Here is a 17,295-nt window from a genome sequence, read left to right as displayed (position 1 = left end):
CGCAGCCTATTTCATGAGCATGGAATGACAGCCAGGGAAGGAGACGAATCATGCTCGCAAACAGCAACGCGACGGCCAATCTCGCCGTGAAGGACCTGGCCAAGGCCAGGGCATTCTACGAAGGGGTCCTTGGCCTGAAAGAGGTGCACAATGAAGGTGGCGAACTGATCGTCTATAAAAGCGGCGACACCAGCATCAACGTCTACCGTTCGAACTTCGCTGGGACCAACAAGGCGACGGCTGTGACATGGACGGTCGGCGACGAACTCGGCAAGATCGTTGAGGCATTGAAATCGAAGGGCGTGACCTTCGAGCATTACGACATGCCCGGGCTGACGCTTGAGGGTGACATCCATGTCGGTCACGGCATGAAGGTCGCATGGTTCAGGGATCCGGACGGCAACATCCTGAATCTTGTGGACCGGTAGTCGCCGCGCCAGAGGCGGCTCCAGGCGCCATGATGCTCACATCACCTTGCCAGACCGACCGCGAAGTAGGTGAGAGCCGCGATCGCCGCGGTTGCCGGCAAGGTGACGATCCATGCGACCACGATGTTGCCGGCAATGCCCCAGCGAACGGCGGAGACGCGGCGGGCGGCGCCGACGCCGATGATAGCGCCGGTGATCGTGTGCGTGGTCGATACCGGAATACCGAGCCAGGTGGCGGCGAACAGGGTGATCGCTCCGCCGGTCTCGGCGCAGAAACCCTGCATCGGGTTCAGCCGGGTGATCTTCGAGCCCATGGTGTGGACGATGCGCCAGCCGCCGAGCAACGTGCCCAGCGCCAGCGCCGACTGACAGGTGATGACGACCCACAGCGGCACGTAAAAATTCGCGCCGAGCATGCCTTGCGAATAGAGCAGCACGGCGATGATGCCCATGGTCTTCTGCGCGTCGTTGCCGCCATGGCCGAGCGAATAGAGCGAGGCGGAAAAGAACTGCATAACGCGGAAGGTGCTGTCGACGGCGAACGGCGTCTGCCGCACGAACAGCCAGGAGACCGCGAGGATCAAGACAAGCGCCAGCAGAAAGCCTGCCGCCGGCGATAGCACGATGGCCGCCGTCGTCTTGCCCAACCCGGCCCAGACGATGGCACCGGTGCCTGCCTTGGCAACCCCGGCGCCGACCAAACCGCCGATCAGAGCGTGCGAGCTGCTGGACGGGATTCCGACGAGCCAGGTGACGACATTCCAGACGATGGCGCCGACAAGTGCTGCGAAGATCACTGCCGGCGTGACGATGCTGGCGTCGATGATGCCGGTTCCGAGCGTCTCCGCTACGTGGAGACCGAAGAACATGAAGGCGATGAAATTGAAGAAGGCCGCCCAGAACACCGCATAGTGCGGCCGCAGCACCCGGGTGGAGACGATGGTGGCGATGGAGTTGGCGGCATCGTGCAGGCCGTTGAGGAAATCGAAGAACAGCGCGACGACGACAAGGCCGACCAGCACGGGAAAGGCTATTGCGGCTTCTGACACTATACGTTCTCGATGACGATGCCGCTGATTTCGTTGGCGACGTCCTCGAAGCGATCGACCACCTTTTCCAGCTGGCCGTAAATCTCGCTGCCGATCAGATAGGCCATCGGATCGCTGCGGCCGTGCCGCTTGAACAGGTCCTTCAGGCCCTGCTCGTGCAGGTCGTCGGCCCGGCCTTCGGCGCGCATGACCTCCTCGGCGATGGCGTTGAGGCGCACCGTATGCGCCCCGACCTTGCCGAGCAGCGGGATCGCCTCGGCCACCAACTTGGCGGCCTCGACGATGACACCTCCCATTTCCTGCATCAGCGGGTCGAATTCCTTCTTCTCGAACAGCCTTACCGTCTTGACGGTTTTGTGCATCATATCGATGGCATCATCCATCGACTGGATCAGGTCCTTGATGTCGCCGCGGTCGAAGGGCGTGATGAAGGAGCGGCGCACGGCCAGCAGCACTTCCGCGGTGATCTGATCGGCTTCGTTCTCGAGATCGATGATCGTCTGGCACCAGCGCTCGATGTCGTTGCCCTGCAAAAGCTGCTGCAGTGCCTCGGCGCCACCGACCACGGTGCGGGAATGCCGCTCGAACAGGTCGAAGAAGCGATCTTCGCGCGGCAGCAGCTTGCGGAACCAGCCCAGCATGTTCGGTACTCCCGTCGTGTCCAGTCCACGACCCCGTCTCATCCACATAGCGCCGCATTCCATCGCGGGAAACAGTAAGCCGGCTGAAAGATGTGGATGCGGACGATTTACACAGGCGGCTTGCGGCCGAAGGCGATTTCCCCGACCTTGCGCGCTAAGATCGGACACAGCGTCCATGACAGGCTCCGACGGCATGATCGACAAGCTGGAATTCTTCATAGCACTTGCCAGGGAAGAACATTTCGGCCGGGCGGCGGAGGTGTGCGGCGTCACCCAACCGACGCTTTCGGCCGGCATCAAGCAGCTGGAGGGTCAGCTCGGCGTGATGCTGGTGCTGCGCGGCTCGCGCTTCCAGGGGCTGACGCCGGAAGGCAAGCAGGTGTTGGTGTGGGCGCGCCGCATCGTCGGCGATAGCAGGACCATGCGCGAGGAGATGCGGGCGGCGCGCCACGGCCTGTCGGGGCGCATCCGCATCGCCGCGATCCCGACGGCGCTGGCCATGGTGGCGCGACTGACGACGCCGTTTCGGGCAAAGCACCCCGGCGTCACCTTCTCGGTGCTGTCGCGCACCTCGATCGAGGTGCTATCGCTGCTCGGCAATTTCGACATCGACGCCGGCATCACCTATCTCGACAACGAGCCGCTCGGACGCGTCACCAGCGTGCCGCTCTATGACGAGCGCTATCAGCTGATCACCGCGGTCGGGAACCCCTATTTCGACCGCGACAAAGTGACATGGGCGGAACTCAGCCAGCTGCCGCTCTGCCTGCTGACGCCGGACATGCAGAACCGCCGCATCATCGACCAGCATCTGGCCGAAGCCGGCGTGCAGGTGCGGCCGACATTGGAATCCAACTCGATGATCGTGCTGTTTTCGCATATCCGCACCGGCAAATGGTCGTCGATCATGCCGCTTAACCTTGCGGAAACCTTCGGTTTTTCCGAGCCGATCCGGGCGATCCCGATCGTCGAGCCGGATGCCAGCCACACGGTCGGGCTGGTGGCGGCGCGGCGCGAACCGCACACGCCGCTGGTCTCGGCGCTGTTGGACGAGGCAATGGCGCTGGCGGACGATTTCCACGGCCGCCGCTAGTCTAGACAATGCTGGTGAACGCGAACGATAGAAAATTTCTATCGAGCAACGGATCGGCTTTATTGATTTGGCGGGTTTCCTCTGATTTCCTAACCACTTAGCGGAAGACCGCCACGACCAGGGAGGGCGCTGCATGACGATGCAGCTAGCAAGTACCGAGATCGCATCGCGCACGGCGGCGATCATCCACGAGCTGAAAGGCCTCGAAGGCCCGCTGTTGCCGATCCTGCACGGCATACAGGAAGAGTTCGGTTATGTGCCGCAGGACGCACTGCCGATCATCGCCGAGGCGCTGAACATCTCCAGGGCCGAGGTTCATGGCGTCGTCACCTTCTATCACGATTACCGCAGCCAGCCCGCCGGCCGCCATGTGCTGAAGCTCTGCCAGGCGGAAGCCTGCCAGTCGATGGGCTCGGATGCGATTGCCGCCAAGCTCAAATCATTGCTGGGCATCGGTTTCCACGAGACAACCCGCGACGGTTCGGTGACACTGGAGCCGGTCTATTGCCTCGGCCTTTGCGCCTGCTCGCCGTCGGCAATGCTGGATGACGAGGTGATCGGGCGGCTCGACGGCGAAAAGCTCAACGAGATCGTTGCCGAGGTGCGCTCATGATCCCGCGTATCTATATTCCCGGCGATTCCGGCGCGCTGGCGCTCGGTGCGGAAAAGGTCGCCAAGGCGGTTCGGGCGGAATTGGCCGAGCGCGGCATCGAGGCCAAGATCGTGCGCAACGGCTCGCGCGGCGCCTATTTCCTCGAGCCTATGGTCGAGGTTGCGACAGCCACTGGCCGCGTCGCCTACGGGCCGGTGAAGCCATCCGACGTCAAAAGCCTGTTCGACTGCGGCTTCCTCACCGGCGGCCACCACAAGCGCTGGCTGGGCGCACCGGACAAGATCCCGTTCCTGGCAAGGCAGACACGGCTGACCTTTGCGCGCTGCGGCGTCACCGATCCGCTGTCGCTCGACCACTACAAGGCGCATGGCGGGCTGAAGGGCCTGCAGAATGCAGTGGCGATGACGCCGGCCGAGGTCGTCAAGCAGGTGACCGAGTCCGGGCTGCGCGGTCGCGGCGGCGCCGGCTTCCCGACCGGCATCAAATGGAAAACTGTGCTCGATACGTCGGCCGACCGCAAATACATCGTCTGCAATGCCGATGAAGGCGATTCCGGCACGTTCGCCGACCGCATGATCATGGAAGGCGACCCCTTCGTGCTGATCGAAGGCATGGCGATCGCCGGCATCGCCACCGGCGCGACCAAGGGCTTCATCTATATCCGCTCCGAATATCCGCACGCGGTGGCGGTGATGCAGAAGGCTGTCGAGATCGCCCGCAAGGCCGGCGTGCTCGGCGTCAATGTGCTCGGCTCGGCCAATTCATTCGACATGGAAGTGCGCGTCGGCGCCGGCGCCTATGTCTGCGGTGAGGAGACCGCGCTGCTAGACAGCCTCGAAGGCAAGCGCGGGCAGGTGCGGGCCAAGCCGCCGCTGCCGGCGCACAAGGGCCTGTTCGGCAAGCCGACGGTGATCAACAACGTCATCTCGCTGGCCTCGGTGCCGGTGATCATGGACAAGGGCGCTGCCTTCTACAAGGATTTCGGCATAGGCCGTTCACGCGGCACCATCCCGATCCAGATTGCGGGCAACGTCAAGTATCCCGGTCTCTACGAGGCCGCGTTCGGCATGACGCTCGGCGAGATCGTCGACGATATCGGCGGCGGCACGGCGACGGGACGCCCGGTCAAAGCGGTGCAGGTGGGTGGCCCGCTCGGCGCCTATTTCCCGCGCGCGCTGTTCGACACGCCGTTCGACTACGAAGCGTTTGCCGCCAAAGACGGGCTGATCGGCCATGCCGGCATCGTCGTTTTCGACGACAGCGCCGACATGCTGAAGCAGGCACGCTTTGCCATGGAATTCTGCGCCATCGAGAGCTGCGGCAAGTGCACGCCGTGCCGCATCGGCTCGACGCGCGGTGTCGAGGTGCTGGACAGGCTCGCCCAGAACGTCGAACCGGAAAAGCAGATCGCGCTGGTCACCGACCTTTGCAACACAATGAAGTTCGGCTCGCTTTGCGCTCTCGGCGGCTTCACCCCATATCCAGTGATGAGTGCACTCAACCATTTCCCGGACGACTTTCGGCCGACGCCGGTCGCCGAAGCAGCGGAATAGGAGCGGACAGCCATGAACGCGGCATTCGACATCAAATCGCTGGTCCAGGAAATCGACTACGGCACACCTGCCTCTGAAGCCGAGCAGCAAGTGACGCTGACGGTCGACGGCAAGTCGATAACGGTGCCGGCGGGGACCTCGATCATGCGCGCTTCGATGGAAGCGGGCGTCGAAATCCCGAAACTGTGCGCCACCGACATGCTGGACTCGTTCGGCTCCTGCCGGGTCTGCCTCGTCGAGATCGACGGGCGCGGCGGCACGCCGGCTTCATGCACGACGCCGGTCGGCGAGGGCATGGTCGTGCATACGCAGACCGATCGGCTGAACGCCATTCGCCGCGGCGTGATGGAACTCTACGTCTCCGACCACCCGGCAGCGTGGGGCGAGAAGGCCGGCACCGGCGCCAGCGAGTTCGACAAGGTCGTCACGACGGTCGGCCTGACCAAGAACCGCTATGGCGTGGACGGCCGCAACCACGTCAAGCAGGAAAACGGCGTGGCGCCCGGCCATGGCTCGCTGACCATCGATTACATCGCGCGCGATGAATCGAACCCGTATTTCACCTACGATCCGGCGCAGTGCATCGTCTGTTCGCGCTGCGTGCGCGCCTGCGAGGAGGTGCAGGGCACGTTCGCGCTGACCATCGAGGGCCGCGGCTTCGAATCCAGGGTCTCGGCCGGCATGCACGAGGCGTTTGTCGATTCCGAGTGCGTCTCTTGCGGGGCCTGCGTGCAGGCCTGCCCGACCGATGCGCTGAGGGAGAAGACCGTGCTGGCGAAAGGCCTGCCCGAGCGCTCGACCGTCACCACCTGCGCCTATTGCGGCGTCGGCTGTTCGTTCAAGGCCGAGGTCAAGGGCGACGAGGTCATCCGCATGATGCCCTACAAGGCAGGCAAGGCCAACCACGGCCACTCCTGCGTCAAGGGCCGCTTCGCCTATGGCTACGCGACGCACAAGGACCGTATCCTGAAACCGATGATCCGCGAAAAGGTCAGCGATCCGTGGCGCGAAGTGTCGTGGGAAGAGGCGCTCACCCATACGGCGAATGAGTTCCGCCGCATCCAGTACCAGTACGGCCGCACCTCGATCGGCGGCATCACCTCGTCGCGCTGCACCAACGAGGAGACCTACCTCGTCCAGAAGCTGGTCCGGCAGGGCTTCCGCAACAACAATGTCGATACCTGCGCCCGCGTCTGCCATTCGCCGACCGGCTATGGCCTCGGCCAGACCTTTGGCACCTCCGCCGGCACGCAGGATTTCGATTCGATCGAGCAGACGGACGTGATCCTGCTGATCGGCGCCAATCCGACCGATGCGCATCCGGTGTTCGCCTCGCGCATGAAGAAGCGCATGCGCGAGGGCGCCAAGCTGATCGTGCTCGATCCGCGCCGCACCGACATCGTGCGCTCGGCCCACGTCGAGGCGCAGTTCCATCTGCCGCTGAAGCCGGGCACCAACGTCGCCATGCTGACCGCACTTGCCCATGTCATCGTCACCGAGGGCCTGTTCGACGAGGCCTTCATCCGCGAGCGCTGCGACTGGGACGAGTTCCAGGACTGGGCATCGTTCGTGGCGCTGCCGGAAAATAGCCCGGAAGTGATCGGCCAGCTTGCAAATGTCGATCCCGACGACATACGCGGCGCGGCGCGGCTCTACGCCCGCGGCGGTAACGGCGCGATCTATTACGGCCTCGGCGTGACCGAGCACAGCCAGGGCTCGACCACCGTCATCGCCATTGCCAACCTCGCCATGGCGACCGGCAATATCGGCCGGCCGGGCGTCGGCGTGAACCCGCTGCGCGGCCAGAACAATGTGCAGGGCTCTTGCGACATGGGCTCGTTCCCGCACGAGCTTCCCGGCTATCGCCACATTTCAGGCGACGCGGTGCGCGCCATCTATGAGAGCCTGTGGGGCGTCAAGCTCGACGACGAGCCCGGCCTGCGCATCCCCAATATGCTGGATGCGGCCGTCGACGGCTCGTTCAAGGGGCTCTATGTGCAGGGCGAGGACATCCTGCAGTCGGACCCCGACACCAAGCATGTCGCCGCCGGTCTCGCCGCGATGGAATGCGTCGTCGTGCACGACCTCTTCCTCAACGAGACGGCCAACTACGCGCATGTGTTCCTGCCCGGCTCGACGTTCCTCGAGAAGGACGGCACCTTCACCAACGCCGAGCGCCGCATCAACATGGTGCGCAAGGTAATGGAGCCGAAATGCGGCTATGCCGACTGGGAAGCGACGCAGGAGCTCGCCAAGGCGCTCGGCCTCGGCTGGAACTACACGCATCCGTCCCAGATCATGGACGAGATCGCCAAGACAACCCCAAGTTTCGCCGGCGTTTCCTTCGACCTTCTCGACCGGGTGGGCTCGGTGCAGTGGCCCTGCAACGAGAAGTCGCCGGAAGGCACGCCGATCATGCATATCGGCGGCTTCGTGCGCGGCAAGGGCAAGTTCATCCGCACCGAATATGTCGCGACCGACGAAAGGACCGGACCGCGCTTCCCGCTGCTGCTGACCACCGGCCGCATCCTGTCGCAATACAATGTCGGCGCGCAGACCCGGCGCACCGACAATGTGGTCTGGCATAGCGAGGACCGGCTGGAGATCCATCCGCACGATGCCGAAAATCGCGGCCTGCGCGACGGCGACTGGGTGCGGCTGACCAGCCGCTCCGGCGAGACGACGCTGCGCGCGCTGATCACCGAGCGGGTGTCGCCGGGCGTCGTCTATACGACCTTCCACCATCCCGACACCCAGGCTAACGTCATCACCACCGACTTCTCCGACTGGGCGACCAACTGCCCGGAATACAAGGTGACCGCGGTGCAGGTGGGTGCATCCAACGGCCCGTCGGAATGGCAGCGCGACTATGACGAGCAGGCAAAGCAAAGCCGCCGCATCGCGAAGTTGGAAGCGGCGGAGTAGTCCTTGACCGCGCGCCGCAAAGCCATTGCGCAGATCTCGCGCCTCGCGCGCCGCGCCGGCGGCACTGCGGCCGCCAACCGCATGGTGCCGGAAGAGACGCCGGTGGCGTTCTCCTTTGCCGGCACCACGCATGCGGTGATGATGGCAAGCCCGGCTGATTTCGAGGATTTCGCGCTCGGCTTCTCGCTGACCGAAGGCATCATTGCCTCGCCGGACGAAATCGAAGCGATCGAGGTCGAGGATCACGGCGCCGGCATCGATATCCAGATCCGGCTGAAGGACCAGGCCAACACCCGCTTCGAAGCGCGTCGCAGACGCCTGGCCGGCCCGGTCGGCTGCGGGCTGTGCGGCATCGAATCGATCGAGGAGGCGATGCGCTCGGTAAACCCGGTCGGTGCGTCGCAACTTACACTTCAGGCCAATGACATCGTCCGCTCGGTCAAGCTTTTGTCGAAGCTGCAACCGCTGCACGCCGAGACCGGTGCCGTCCACGCCGCCGGTTTTTACCTTCCCGGCAAGGGCATCGTCATGGCGCGCGAGGATGTCGGCCGCCATAACGCGCTGGACAAGCTGGCTGGCGCGCTGGCCAAAGCCGGTATCGACGGCAGGTCGGGGGCCGTCGTCGTCACGTCGCGCGTTTCGGTCGAGATGGTGCAGAAGACCGCGGCGATCGGCTCGGCCGTCATCATTGCCGTCTCGGCGCCGACCGCACTTGCCATCCGCACCGCGGACGATTCCGGCATGACGCTGGTGGCGCTGGTGCGCGGCGACGATTTCGATATTTTCACCCATCCTGACCGCGTGGTTTCCGGAGTTGCCAAGCATGTCGCATGACGAAGGCCACCTCATGAGCACCAGCGAAAAGCTGGTTCGCATGGCCAACCAGATTGCCGCCTTTTTCCACTCAAAGCCGCGCGAGCAAGGCATTGCCGGCGTCGCCGAGCACATCAACAAATTCTGGGAGCCGAGGATGCGCCGGCAATTGTTCGAGATGCTGGACAGCGGTGGCGAGGGGTTCAACGAGCTTGTCGTCGCGGCCGCGCCACACATCAAGCGGCCGGGCGCGCCGGAGGGCGCAGGTTTTAGCGTCGGCGGAGCGAACACCGAGACTGCCGCCGCGTCACAGAAGTAGGCGCCGCGGGCCCACATTCACACTCTCTAAAGTTTCATCTGCCGCAAGCCGCGCGCCTCTGCTATGATCTGGCGATAAGAAATCGTCGGGTCGGGCGGACAAACTTCGTGAGGCCGATCGAAACTCGATACGCGCTCAGTGGCGACGCGCGGATCGCCTATCAGGTGGTCGGCCAGGGATCGCTCGATCTCGTCTTCGTGCCAGGTTTCATTTCCAATCTCGACCTGCACTGGGAAGACGAGGGCTACACCCGGCTGTTGAAGCGGCTTTCCGCGTTCTCGCGGCTGATCCTGTTCGACAAGCGCGGCACCGGTCTGTCCGACCGCGTCGATGTCCACCACCTGCCCAGCCTCGAAACCCGCATGGACGATGTACGCGCGGTGATGGATGCGACCGGCAGCGGCCGCGCCGCCTTGCTGGGCGCTTCGGAAGGCGCGCCGATGGCAATGCTGTTCGCCGCCACCTACCCGGAGCGGACGCGGGCGCTGGCGCTTTATGGCGGCTATGCGCATTTCCACAAATGGGTGATGCCGCCGGAACGCCTTGAGGCGTTCATCGCGACGGCGGAGACCGCATGGGGCACCGGCGCCACCCTGCCGCATTTCGCGCCCGGCCGCGTCGACGATCCACGTTTCGCCACATGGTGGGCGCGCTTCGAGCGGCTGTCGGCGAGCCCGACCGCGGCAATCGCCCTGGCCCGCATGAATGCAGCTATCGACGTGCGCGGCGTGCTGGCGGCGATCAGCGCACCGACGCTGCTCATCCATCGCCGCAACGATACGCGCGTCGACCCGGAGGCCAGCCGCTTCCTGGCAAGGAAGATCCCGAATGCGCGGCTGGTCGAGGTGGCCGGGCGCGACCACCCGATCTGGACCGGCGATGTCGACCGGGTGGCCGATCTGATCGAGGAATTCCTGACCGGAGCGCGCGCCGTTGCCGAGGCCGAGCGCGTGCTGGCTGCACTGCTGGTCACCCGGATCTACGACACGGCGCGGCTTGGCGACCGTATGTGGAGCGAGCGCAGCCGACGTTTTCAGGAAACATGGCGCCTGCTGGTCGGGCGCCATGGCGGCCGCCCGGCCGGCACGCATGGCGAGCTGATGATGGCGCGCTTCGACGGCCCGGCGCGGGCCGTACGCTGCGCGGCGGCGCTGCGCGATGCGGCGCAGGAGATCGGCGTCGCCAGCGCGCAGGGCGTGCATGTCGGCGAGGTCGAGTTGCGTGGGCCGCCGACGGGGTTGACGGCGCGCGTGACGATGCAGCTTGCCGCGCATGCCGGGCGCGGCGACATCCTCGCTTCGCGGCTGGTCGCCGACCTCGCCGCCGGTTCAGGGCTTCATTTCAATGACGCCGGGCGCATCGCGCTTGACGAGCTGGATGAACCGCTGGCGCTGGTGCAGGCGACCTCGGAACAGCATCTGGAGCCGGCCTGCCGGCCGAAGGCCAAGGCTGCCGAGCCGGCCGCACTGACGGCGCGCGAAAGCGAGGTGGTGAACCTCATCGCCGATGGCAAGAGCAATGCCGCGATCGCCGCCGAACTCGGGCTGAGCGAACACACTGTCAAGCGCCACGTCGCCAATATTCTGCTCAAGCTGGACCTGCCGTCGCGGGCGGCGGCGGCGGCGTTCTCGGCCCGGCACGCTGGCCCGCACGGGCCATAGGAGCCATGGCGCTTTCGGGCGAAGCGGCCGGGCATGCGTAAGCGCTATCACTTCGTCCCATGCAGGCCAGGCGGATGTCGCCGGGAAAGGCGCGCGAAGGGAGGAATAAAATGCTGAAGTCGACACTCAAATCACTGGTGCTGGCGGCAGGCGTTGGCGCGCTGTTGGCGATCGTTCCTGCCAAGGCCGAAGACGCCTCGGCGACGGCTGCCTACAAGGACATCCAGGCAACGCTCGGCTCGGTACCGGACATGTTCAAGACGCTGCCGGACGTCGCCGTTGCCGGCGCCTGGGCCGAGATCAAGGGCGTGCAGCTCAACCCGAACACCGCGCTCGACGGCAAGACCAAGGAATTGATGGGCCTCGCCGTCGCCTCGCAGATCCCCTGCCAGTACTGCATCTATTTCCACACGCAGGCGGCCAAGCTGAATGGCGCCAGCGACGAGGAGATCAAGGAGGCGGTGGCGATGGCGGCGATCGTGCGCCACTGGTCGACGATGCTCAACGGCAGCCAGGTCGATCTCGCCACTTTCAAGAAGCAGTCCGACGAGGTGTTCGCGGCCGTCAAGGCGAAGTCGCAGTGAAGAAGCCACTGCCCGGCGGCGAGCGCCGGGCAGTGCCTGATCAAGCAACCACCCGATCCGAGAAGACGGGCCTATGGAGGAAAAATTGCTGACCAAGACACAGACGATAGACGGCGCTGCGATCAAGAAGGCGATTGAGGGCCGTGATGGAAAATTGCTGGCGAGCTTCTATGCCGACGACGCATTGGTGCGGGTGATCGACCGCAACAACCCGCCGAGCAAGCCGCGCGAAATCCGCGGGCGCGCTGCGATCACCACGTTCTGGGACGACATCTGCAGCCGGGCGATGACCCACAAGGTCGACACCACCATCGCCGACGGCAACAATCTCGCCTTCACCCAGGCCTGCTCCTATCCGGACGGGACCAAGGTATTCTGCGCGGCGATGCTGGAGCTGAAGAACGGCCAGATCGCACGGCAGACGGTCGTGCAGGCCTGGGACGAATAAGGAGGCGGCGATGTTCAGTGCCAGATGGCAGATCGACGCAAAATTCGGCCACAAGCAGACCGTGCTCGAACTGTTAAAGAATGAGAACGCGAGATCGGCTCGCAGGTCGGTCTCGACGATCTCAAGTTCCAGATCATGACCGGATCGAACGGCGCGCGGGAAGCGACGGTCGGGTCACATCACCAGGTCGAAAGCCTCGCCAGTTGGAGGCGTTCTTCGCCAGGATCGGCAAGATCGCCGCGCACGCCAAATGGGGCAAGGAGATGGAGCCCTATGTCGTGTCGGGCACCAGCCTGTAGAACATCTACCGCATCGTGGAATAGCAGTCCGGCCATTTCCCTTCTCCCCGTCACTTACGGGGAGAAGGTGGCGGCAGCCGGATGAGGGGCAGCGCCCACATCTACAATTACGGAGAGCAACCCCTACTCGCTCTCGCCGTCCACCGCCGGCACCGACACGCCGGCAAGCTCGGCCGCGAGCAGCCGCGACGCACCGGCGCGTGCGATCCGCAGCATCAGCGCCTTGCGCGTCGCAGCCGCCATGCGGTGCTCGGGCGCATCGCGCAAAATCTCGGCACCATAGCCGTCGGAGAGGATGAAGCCGCATTCCTCTGGAAAAATTTCCTGGGGCACGCCGGGATGCGTGGCGAAAAAGAAGCGGTCGGAATGCAGCCGGTAGTCCGGCCATTTGCGGTCGACCCTGAAATCCTCGATCGAGGATTTGATCTCGATGATCCAGATGTCGCCCTGGCGCGTCAGCGCGACGAGGTCGGCGCGGCGGCCGGTGGCCAGCGACAGTTCGGGCAAGACATGCGCGCCCATATCCCTGAGCAGCCGCTGCACGCCGCGCCTGACCAGCATGGCGCGCTCCGACTGGCGGCCATCGATGAGCGGATTGAGGGGTAGAGGTGAAATGATCGGCATGGCCGCACCATGGCAGATTTTGTTCACGGTTTGAACCGGTTTTTGCGGGGCGATTACGCACTTTACAAACACGGCGCTGTGCCTGATACCTTGAATCCACAGTAGGAATCCGGGTTATGAGTGTCCTTTTCGAGCCACACTTCCACAACGAAGAAGCTGCTTTCGAACGGCTGGAGACGGGCAAGAAGGCCCGTTAGGCAATGGCTGAGTCACAATGAGCGTCGTGAGCGGTGTGGTGCTTTGTACGTCTTCTGCTGAAGAGCTATCGAGCCCGAACGGCCTGCCCATTCTCTTCGAGAGCATACAGGAATGGCTGGCAGAGCGCGCCCCCTTCCAACAACTTAACAGCGTCGAGGATAGCTTTGGTGGCAGCAAGCACCCGCAAATGTTTGTAGCCGGTGGTGGCTTCAACCATTTCCCTGAAGACGATTTTGCGGCCTACGTGATGTTGTTACCTTGGCAAAACCCAGAAAACGTTGTGCTGGTGATCAAGCCCGAAGAAGGGCCTACCCGCGTCTTCAGGCCTTCCTGTTTGTAAAGTACATAATTTGCCTTTTTGAGAAACGATAAAGGCCCACCCTACCCCAAGGCGGGCCGCTCGCGTTAGCAATGCAATTCCTACGGGTGAGGGGAGCTATGTTTTCGCGAGGCGTCGCCGTTGATCTAATATTCACCGCTGCAGGACCGATAGTGGTCGCAGCCTAATCAAAGAGGTGGCGAAGCATGGTTACTGAGAATGCAAGTTTGACGGCCGAGCAGACCAGGCTCAACAGGATGCTCGTGCGGGGCGTCGTATTTTCCGTCATTTGGCTCGCCGGTTTCGGGTCTTCTTATGCACTCTACCAGGGGCTTCTGGCGCGACGGATGATAAAAATGAATCCCGTGCTTCGGGGAAAAGGCCGCGCCTGGTGGTGCATCATTGTGGGAGGGCTTGGGCCGCAGCCTTATGTGCGATAGTTGGCGCCGGCATTTTCAACGCCATGACACAACCCTAGGTCACGCTGTAACACCGCCTGCCGATCTGGTGTTGGGTCATATTGATTTGTAGGTCCCGTCAATGAGTGCTTCCGGCGTCATCCTCCCATCATTGGCCGTCATTTCCCGCCCGCAAGTTTAAAGCTTGCTGATTCATATCAGAATGCTCCTGTCCCGTCGCCGGGCCGCACCAGATATGGCAACTCAGATTTGCCATTGTCATCGACCCAGCCCTCAGCTAACCGGCATCATGCCCTCCAGAGCAATAATTCTCGTCTTTGCGCAGCGTTCGCGGATGGCTTTGAGGCGGCCGTATTCCGGAGAGTCGTACCATGCCAGGAGGGACGCCATGTCCGGGAATTCGACAATGACGAGGCGATGAGGTTCCCAATCGCCCTCCAGAACTTTGGTGGCTCCGCCGCGAGCGATATACCTCCCCCCATAGCGGGCTTCGGTTGCCGGCACGTCCCGGCGGTATTCCTCGAAAACGGCGGCGTCGGTTATGTCTACATCAGCAATGAGATATGCGGCCATTGACCTTACTCCTCTTGGGAAAGGCAATTGAAACAGGTCTATTAGCGGCCCCGCAACTAAGCCAGCGGTACTACGCCTCGGAAACGACTCGCGTTCTCCGGATTGGGGCGCTTAACTGTCTTGGTGGGGGCAGCTCTGGGAGGAGACGAACCATGCCGATGTATCTCACGCGATTCAGCTACAGGCCCGAAACCTGGGCGCGCTTGATGGATAATCCCGAGGATAGACGCGAGGCTGCCCGTTCCTACATCGAGTCGGTCGGCGGAAAGCTGCACAGGTTCTGGTATGCCTTCGGAGAGTACGATGGCTGGAACCTATGGGAGGCGCCGGACAACGTGTCGATGGCCTCTGTCATGCTGGCCATCGGTGCGGGAGGCGCGCTCAGCTCGTACCAGACCACCGTCCTGTTAAGCGTCGAAGAGACGATGGACGCGCTTGGCAAAGCCAAGTCGATCCGGTACCGCCCACCGGGATCGTGACCGCCGCCCCTGCGGAGTGTCGAAGGCTGGGGAACGCTTGCTCTCGAACGGCGCACGTTGCAGCTTGCGTTTTCAATGTCTGCCACGGATTTTAGGAGGAGCATTAGATGACGGAAGATGACGACCGGAAATCGGCGACGCCGGAGGAAATCCGCTCGGCCATCAGAGGCTGGGCGGTGCTTGGGGCAATTATCGTTGCCGTGTTTGGTGCGGCCTACGTCATGATCGATAGTTGAATGGCCGACGATCCTGGTCGCCCCGATGGATTGCCTGAAAAGATCGGCACGGTCCTTGGTGCATTGGTGGTGATCGGCACGTTCGGGCTTCTGGCTTGGGCCGTGCTTCGCGGCGTCCTTTATTAAACCCGGGCCCGTCTGGACTTTCCCCTGCGGCGGCCGCGTCTCAGGCCGATCTCCTCGTAGCAACGGATGGTCTTGGCCGCAGGCCAGAGCGCCGGGCAGCGTCACCGACATTCATGGGTGATTTCTTCGTCTCCTGGTCCTTGTTCCTGGCCCCATTGATTTTGCAACATAATCCTGCGGGGGCTGTTGCCGAAATGCCATAGTCGCGGGTTTACCAGCACGCAAGTCCAAGGATATAGGCATCGCCCGCTTGGCAAGCAAAGCAAATGCCAGCATGAATGAAGATGAAAAAAGCGGCCGACTCGAGCCGCTGTTGTTTGGGCAGGCATCGGACCTTTTCATGCGCATGAAGTCACTTGCAATCGTCGCGGCCCTGGCGCTGTCGACGGCTGTCGCCGGTTGCAGCACCATCGGCTCGCAGATCTTCACCAACAACTACGGCGCGGTGACCGACGCCGGCTATCACCTGCCGCGCGTTCCGATCGAAAAGGTGCCGTTCAAATACCGCCGGCAGATCGTCGACTACGACACCAGGGAAAAGCCGGGCACCATTATCGTCGATACGCAGAACAAGTTCCTCTATTTCGTCATGGGCGACGGCGAAGCGATGCGCTACGGCATCGGCGTCGGCCGTGAGGGTTTCGAATGGCACGGCACCGCCCATATCGCGCTGAAGCGCGAATGGCCGACCTGGACACCGCCTTCGCAGATGATCAAGCGCCAGCCGGAGTTGGCCAAGTTTGCCGGTGGCATGGAGCCGGGGTTGAAGAACCCGCTCGGCGCGCGCGCCATGTACCTGTTCAACAAGGGCGGCGACATGGGTTATCGCCTGCATGGCAGCCCGGAATGGAATTCGATCGGCAAGGCGATGTCGTCGGGCTGCATCCGGCTGATGAACCAGGACATTATCGACCTCTACGACCGCACCTCGGTCGGCGCCAAGGTCATTGTGATATAAAACCCTTATACGCGGACCGTCTAGGCAACAACACAGACGTCGCAAACAGAAAACCGGGCACTTTGGCCCGGTTTTTTGTTGTCTATCGACGTTGACGATGGAACGGTGCGTCAGGAGACCTGTTCGACGTGCTGCACTTCCGGCACAAAGTGCCGGAGCAGGTTCTGGATGCCGTGCTTCAGCGTCGCCGTCGACGACGGGCAGCCGGCGCAGGCGCCCTTCATGTGCAGGAACACGGTGCCGTTCTCGAAGCCGCGGAAGGTGATGTCGCCGCCGTCCTGGGCCACCGCCGGGCGCACCCGCGTGTCGAGCAGCTCCTTGATGGTGACGACCAGCTCCTCGTCGGCCTTGTCGTAGAATTCGCCGGTCTGGCTGGTCTCGGCGGCGGGGCCGGCCTTGGCCATCACCGGGGCGCCGGACATGAAATGCTCCATGATGGCGCCGAGGATAGCCGGCTTCAGATGCTGCCAGTCGGGGCCGTCCTTGGTCACGGTGATGAAGTCATAGCCGAAGAAGACGCCGGTGACGCCGGGGATTTCGAACAGCCGGCCGGCGAGCGGCGAAGCCGTCGCGGCGCTATCGGCATCGCGGAAATCGGCGGTGCCTTCTTGCAGCACTTCCTTGCCGGGCAGGAATTTCAGCGTCGCCGGGTTTGGCGTCGACTCGGTCTGGATGAACATGGCCGTCTCCGTGCCCGTTTGGGGCAGCTAGTTTGGAATAATTCTAATTAGGCTTTATCCGCCCGACATTCAAGCGAAAGGCATCGCGGGGAACGGCTGGCTGGCGGAATGTTTTGCTAGCGCCCTGAAACGCTTGGAGATGTGTTGAGATTCAGGTCAGGCCGAGCCGAAAATGGTGGGTTCCGAGAACCGGAGCGGAGCGTACTTTTGGTACGTGAGCACCGGAAGCGCAGGAAGCCGCCAATTGCAGGCCGGCC

The 17,295-nt window shown here is 63.2% G+C and carries 20 protein-coding genes; 15 read left to right on the top strand and 5 right to left on the bottom strand.

The window, feature by feature from the left end:
• Positions 1-50 precede the first annotated feature (50 nt).
• Complete coding sequence (locus NKH28_RS02035) at positions 51-428, top strand: VOC family protein (protein ID WP_352469991.1); 378 nt, start codon at positions 51-53, stop codon at positions 426-428.
• A 41-nt stretch (positions 429-469) separates the two neighbouring features.
• On the opposite strand, the gene NKH28_RS02030 is transcribed toward NKH28_RS02035, so the two are convergent.
• Both NKH28_RS02030 and NKH28_RS02025 read right to left on the bottom strand, forming a co-directional pair.
• Entirely contained in the window at positions 470-1,477 is a 1,008-nt protein-coding gene (locus tag NKH28_RS02030; RefSeq protein WP_352469990.1) for an inorganic phosphate transporter, read from the bottom strand.
• Positions 1,477-2,118, bottom strand: a complete 642-nt coding sequence (locus NKH28_RS02025; protein ID WP_352469989.1) for a DUF47 family protein — start codon at positions 2,116-2,118, stop codon at positions 1,477-1,479. Before NKH28_RS02025 ends, NKH28_RS02030 begins: the two co-directional genes overlap by 1 nt.
• A 193-nt stretch (positions 2,119-2,311) precedes the next feature.
• Between NKH28_RS02025 and NKH28_RS02020 the strand changes: the two genes are divergently transcribed.
• From NKH28_RS02020 to NKH28_RS01980, 9 genes are all read left to right on the top strand, one after another.
• The gene (locus tag NKH28_RS02020) at positions 2,312-3,211 is read left to right on the top strand and encodes a LysR family transcriptional regulator (protein WP_352470186.1); all 900 of its coding nucleotides are present in this window, start codon (positions 2,312-2,314) and stop codon (positions 3,209-3,211) included.
• Between the two features lie 133 nt (positions 3,212-3,344).
• Positions 3,345-3,824, top strand: a complete 480-nt coding sequence (locus NKH28_RS02015) for a formate dehydrogenase subunit gamma (protein WP_352540455.1) — start codon at positions 3,345-3,347, stop codon at positions 3,822-3,824.
• Entirely contained in the window at positions 3,821-5,377 is a 1,557-nt protein-coding gene (locus tag NKH28_RS02010; RefSeq protein ID WP_352540454.1) for a formate dehydrogenase beta subunit, read from the top strand. Before NKH28_RS02015 ends, NKH28_RS02010 begins: the two co-directional genes overlap by 4 nt.
• A gap of 12 nt (positions 5,378-5,389) precedes the next feature.
• Positions 5,390-8,302, top strand: coding sequence for a formate dehydrogenase subunit alpha (gene fdhF, locus NKH28_RS02005; protein WP_352977628.1), 2,913 nt, complete (start codon positions 5,390-5,392; stop codon positions 8,300-8,302).
• Between the two features lie 3 nt (positions 8,303-8,305).
• Positions 8,306-9,136 carry a formate dehydrogenase accessory sulfurtransferase FdhD gene (fdhD, locus tag NKH28_RS02000; protein WP_352540452.1) on the top strand — a complete coding sequence of 277 codons (831 nt, stop codon included), beginning with the start codon at positions 8,306-8,308 and terminating at the stop codon, positions 9,134-9,136.
• Positions 9,126-9,434: a formate dehydrogenase subunit delta gene (locus NKH28_RS01995; RefSeq protein ID WP_352469984.1), complete on the top strand. Its 309-nt coding sequence runs from the start codon at positions 9,126-9,128 to the stop codon at positions 9,432-9,434. The genes fdhD and NKH28_RS01995 overlap by 11 nt, the downstream gene beginning before the upstream one ends.
• Before the next feature lie 107 nt (positions 9,435-9,541).
• Positions 9,542-11,095, top strand: a complete 1,554-nt coding sequence (locus tag NKH28_RS01990) for an alpha/beta fold hydrolase (protein ID WP_352540451.1) — start codon at positions 9,542-9,544, stop codon at positions 11,093-11,095.
• A gap of 110 nt (positions 11,096-11,205) precedes the next feature.
• Positions 11,206-11,679 carry a carboxymuconolactone decarboxylase family protein gene (locus NKH28_RS01985; protein WP_352448517.1) on the top strand — a complete coding sequence of 158 codons (474 nt, stop codon included), beginning with the start codon at positions 11,206-11,208 and terminating at the stop codon, positions 11,677-11,679.
• Between the two features lie 85 nt (positions 11,680-11,764).
• A complete protein-coding gene (locus NKH28_RS01980) occupies positions 11,765-12,127 on the top strand; it encodes a nuclear transport factor 2 family protein (RefSeq protein ID WP_352448516.1) in 363 nt (120 codons plus the stop codon).
• A gap of 422 nt (positions 12,128-12,549) precedes the next feature.
• On the opposite strand, the gene NKH28_RS01975 is transcribed toward NKH28_RS01980, so the two are convergent.
• The gene (locus NKH28_RS01975; RefSeq protein ID WP_352540450.1) at positions 12,550-13,050 is read right to left on the bottom strand and encodes an MmcB family DNA repair protein; all 501 of its coding nucleotides are present in this window, start codon (positions 13,048-13,050) and stop codon (positions 12,550-12,552) included.
• A gap of 214 nt (positions 13,051-13,264) precedes the next feature.
• Here NKH28_RS01975 and NKH28_RS01970 point away from each other — a divergent pair, with 214 nt between their 5' ends.
• Positions 13,265-13,588: a hypothetical protein gene (locus NKH28_RS01970; RefSeq protein ID WP_352540449.1), complete on the top strand. Its 324-nt coding sequence runs from the start codon at positions 13,265-13,267 to the stop codon at positions 13,586-13,588.
• A gap of 671 nt (positions 13,589-14,259) precedes the next feature.
• Here the strand turns inward: NKH28_RS01970 and NKH28_RS01965 are convergent.
• The gene (locus NKH28_RS01965) at positions 14,260-14,559 is read right to left on the bottom strand and encodes a DUF1330 domain-containing protein (protein ID WP_023717905.1); all 300 of its coding nucleotides are present in this window, start codon (positions 14,557-14,559) and stop codon (positions 14,260-14,262) included.
• Between the two features lie 152 nt (positions 14,560-14,711).
• Between NKH28_RS01965 and NKH28_RS01960 the strand changes: the two genes are divergently transcribed.
• The 4 genes from NKH28_RS01960 to NKH28_RS01945 all read left to right on the top strand — a co-directional run bounded on the left by NKH28_RS01960 (position 14,712) and on the right by NKH28_RS01945 (position 16,358).
• Positions 14,712-15,038 carry a GYD domain-containing protein gene (locus NKH28_RS01960; RefSeq protein WP_352977625.1) on the top strand — a complete coding sequence of 109 codons (327 nt, stop codon included), beginning with the start codon at positions 14,712-14,714 and terminating at the stop codon, positions 15,036-15,038.
• Positions 15,039-15,145: 107 nt separating this feature from the next.
• A complete protein-coding gene (locus NKH28_RS01955; protein WP_302893588.1) occupies positions 15,146-15,274 on the top strand; it encodes a hypothetical protein in 129 nt (42 codons plus the stop codon).
• On the top strand, positions 15,275-15,400 hold the full coding sequence (locus NKH28_RS01950) for a hypothetical protein (protein ID WP_352540448.1): 126 nt from the start codon (positions 15,275-15,277) through the stop codon (positions 15,398-15,400).
• A gap of 340 nt (positions 15,401-15,740) precedes the next feature.
• A complete protein-coding gene (locus NKH28_RS01945) occupies positions 15,741-16,358 on the top strand; it encodes a L,D-transpeptidase (protein ID WP_352448678.1) in 618 nt (205 codons plus the stop codon).
• A gap of 110 nt (positions 16,359-16,468) precedes the next feature.
• On the opposite strand, the gene NKH28_RS01940 is transcribed toward NKH28_RS01945, so the two are convergent.
• Complete coding sequence (locus tag NKH28_RS01940) at positions 16,469-17,038, bottom strand: NifU family protein (RefSeq protein ID WP_023676386.1); 570 nt, start codon at positions 17,036-17,038, stop codon at positions 16,469-16,471.
• Positions 17,039-17,295: the final 257 nt, after the last annotated feature.

Origin of the sequence: Mesorhizobium sp. M1227 (assembly GCF_040318315.1) — a bacterium.
Classification (GTDB): Bacteria; Pseudomonadota; Alphaproteobacteria; order Rhizobiales; family Rhizobiaceae; genus Mesorhizobium.
Note: the sequence above shows the minus strand (reverse complement) of the source record. Positions and strands in the feature narration are given on the sequence as shown.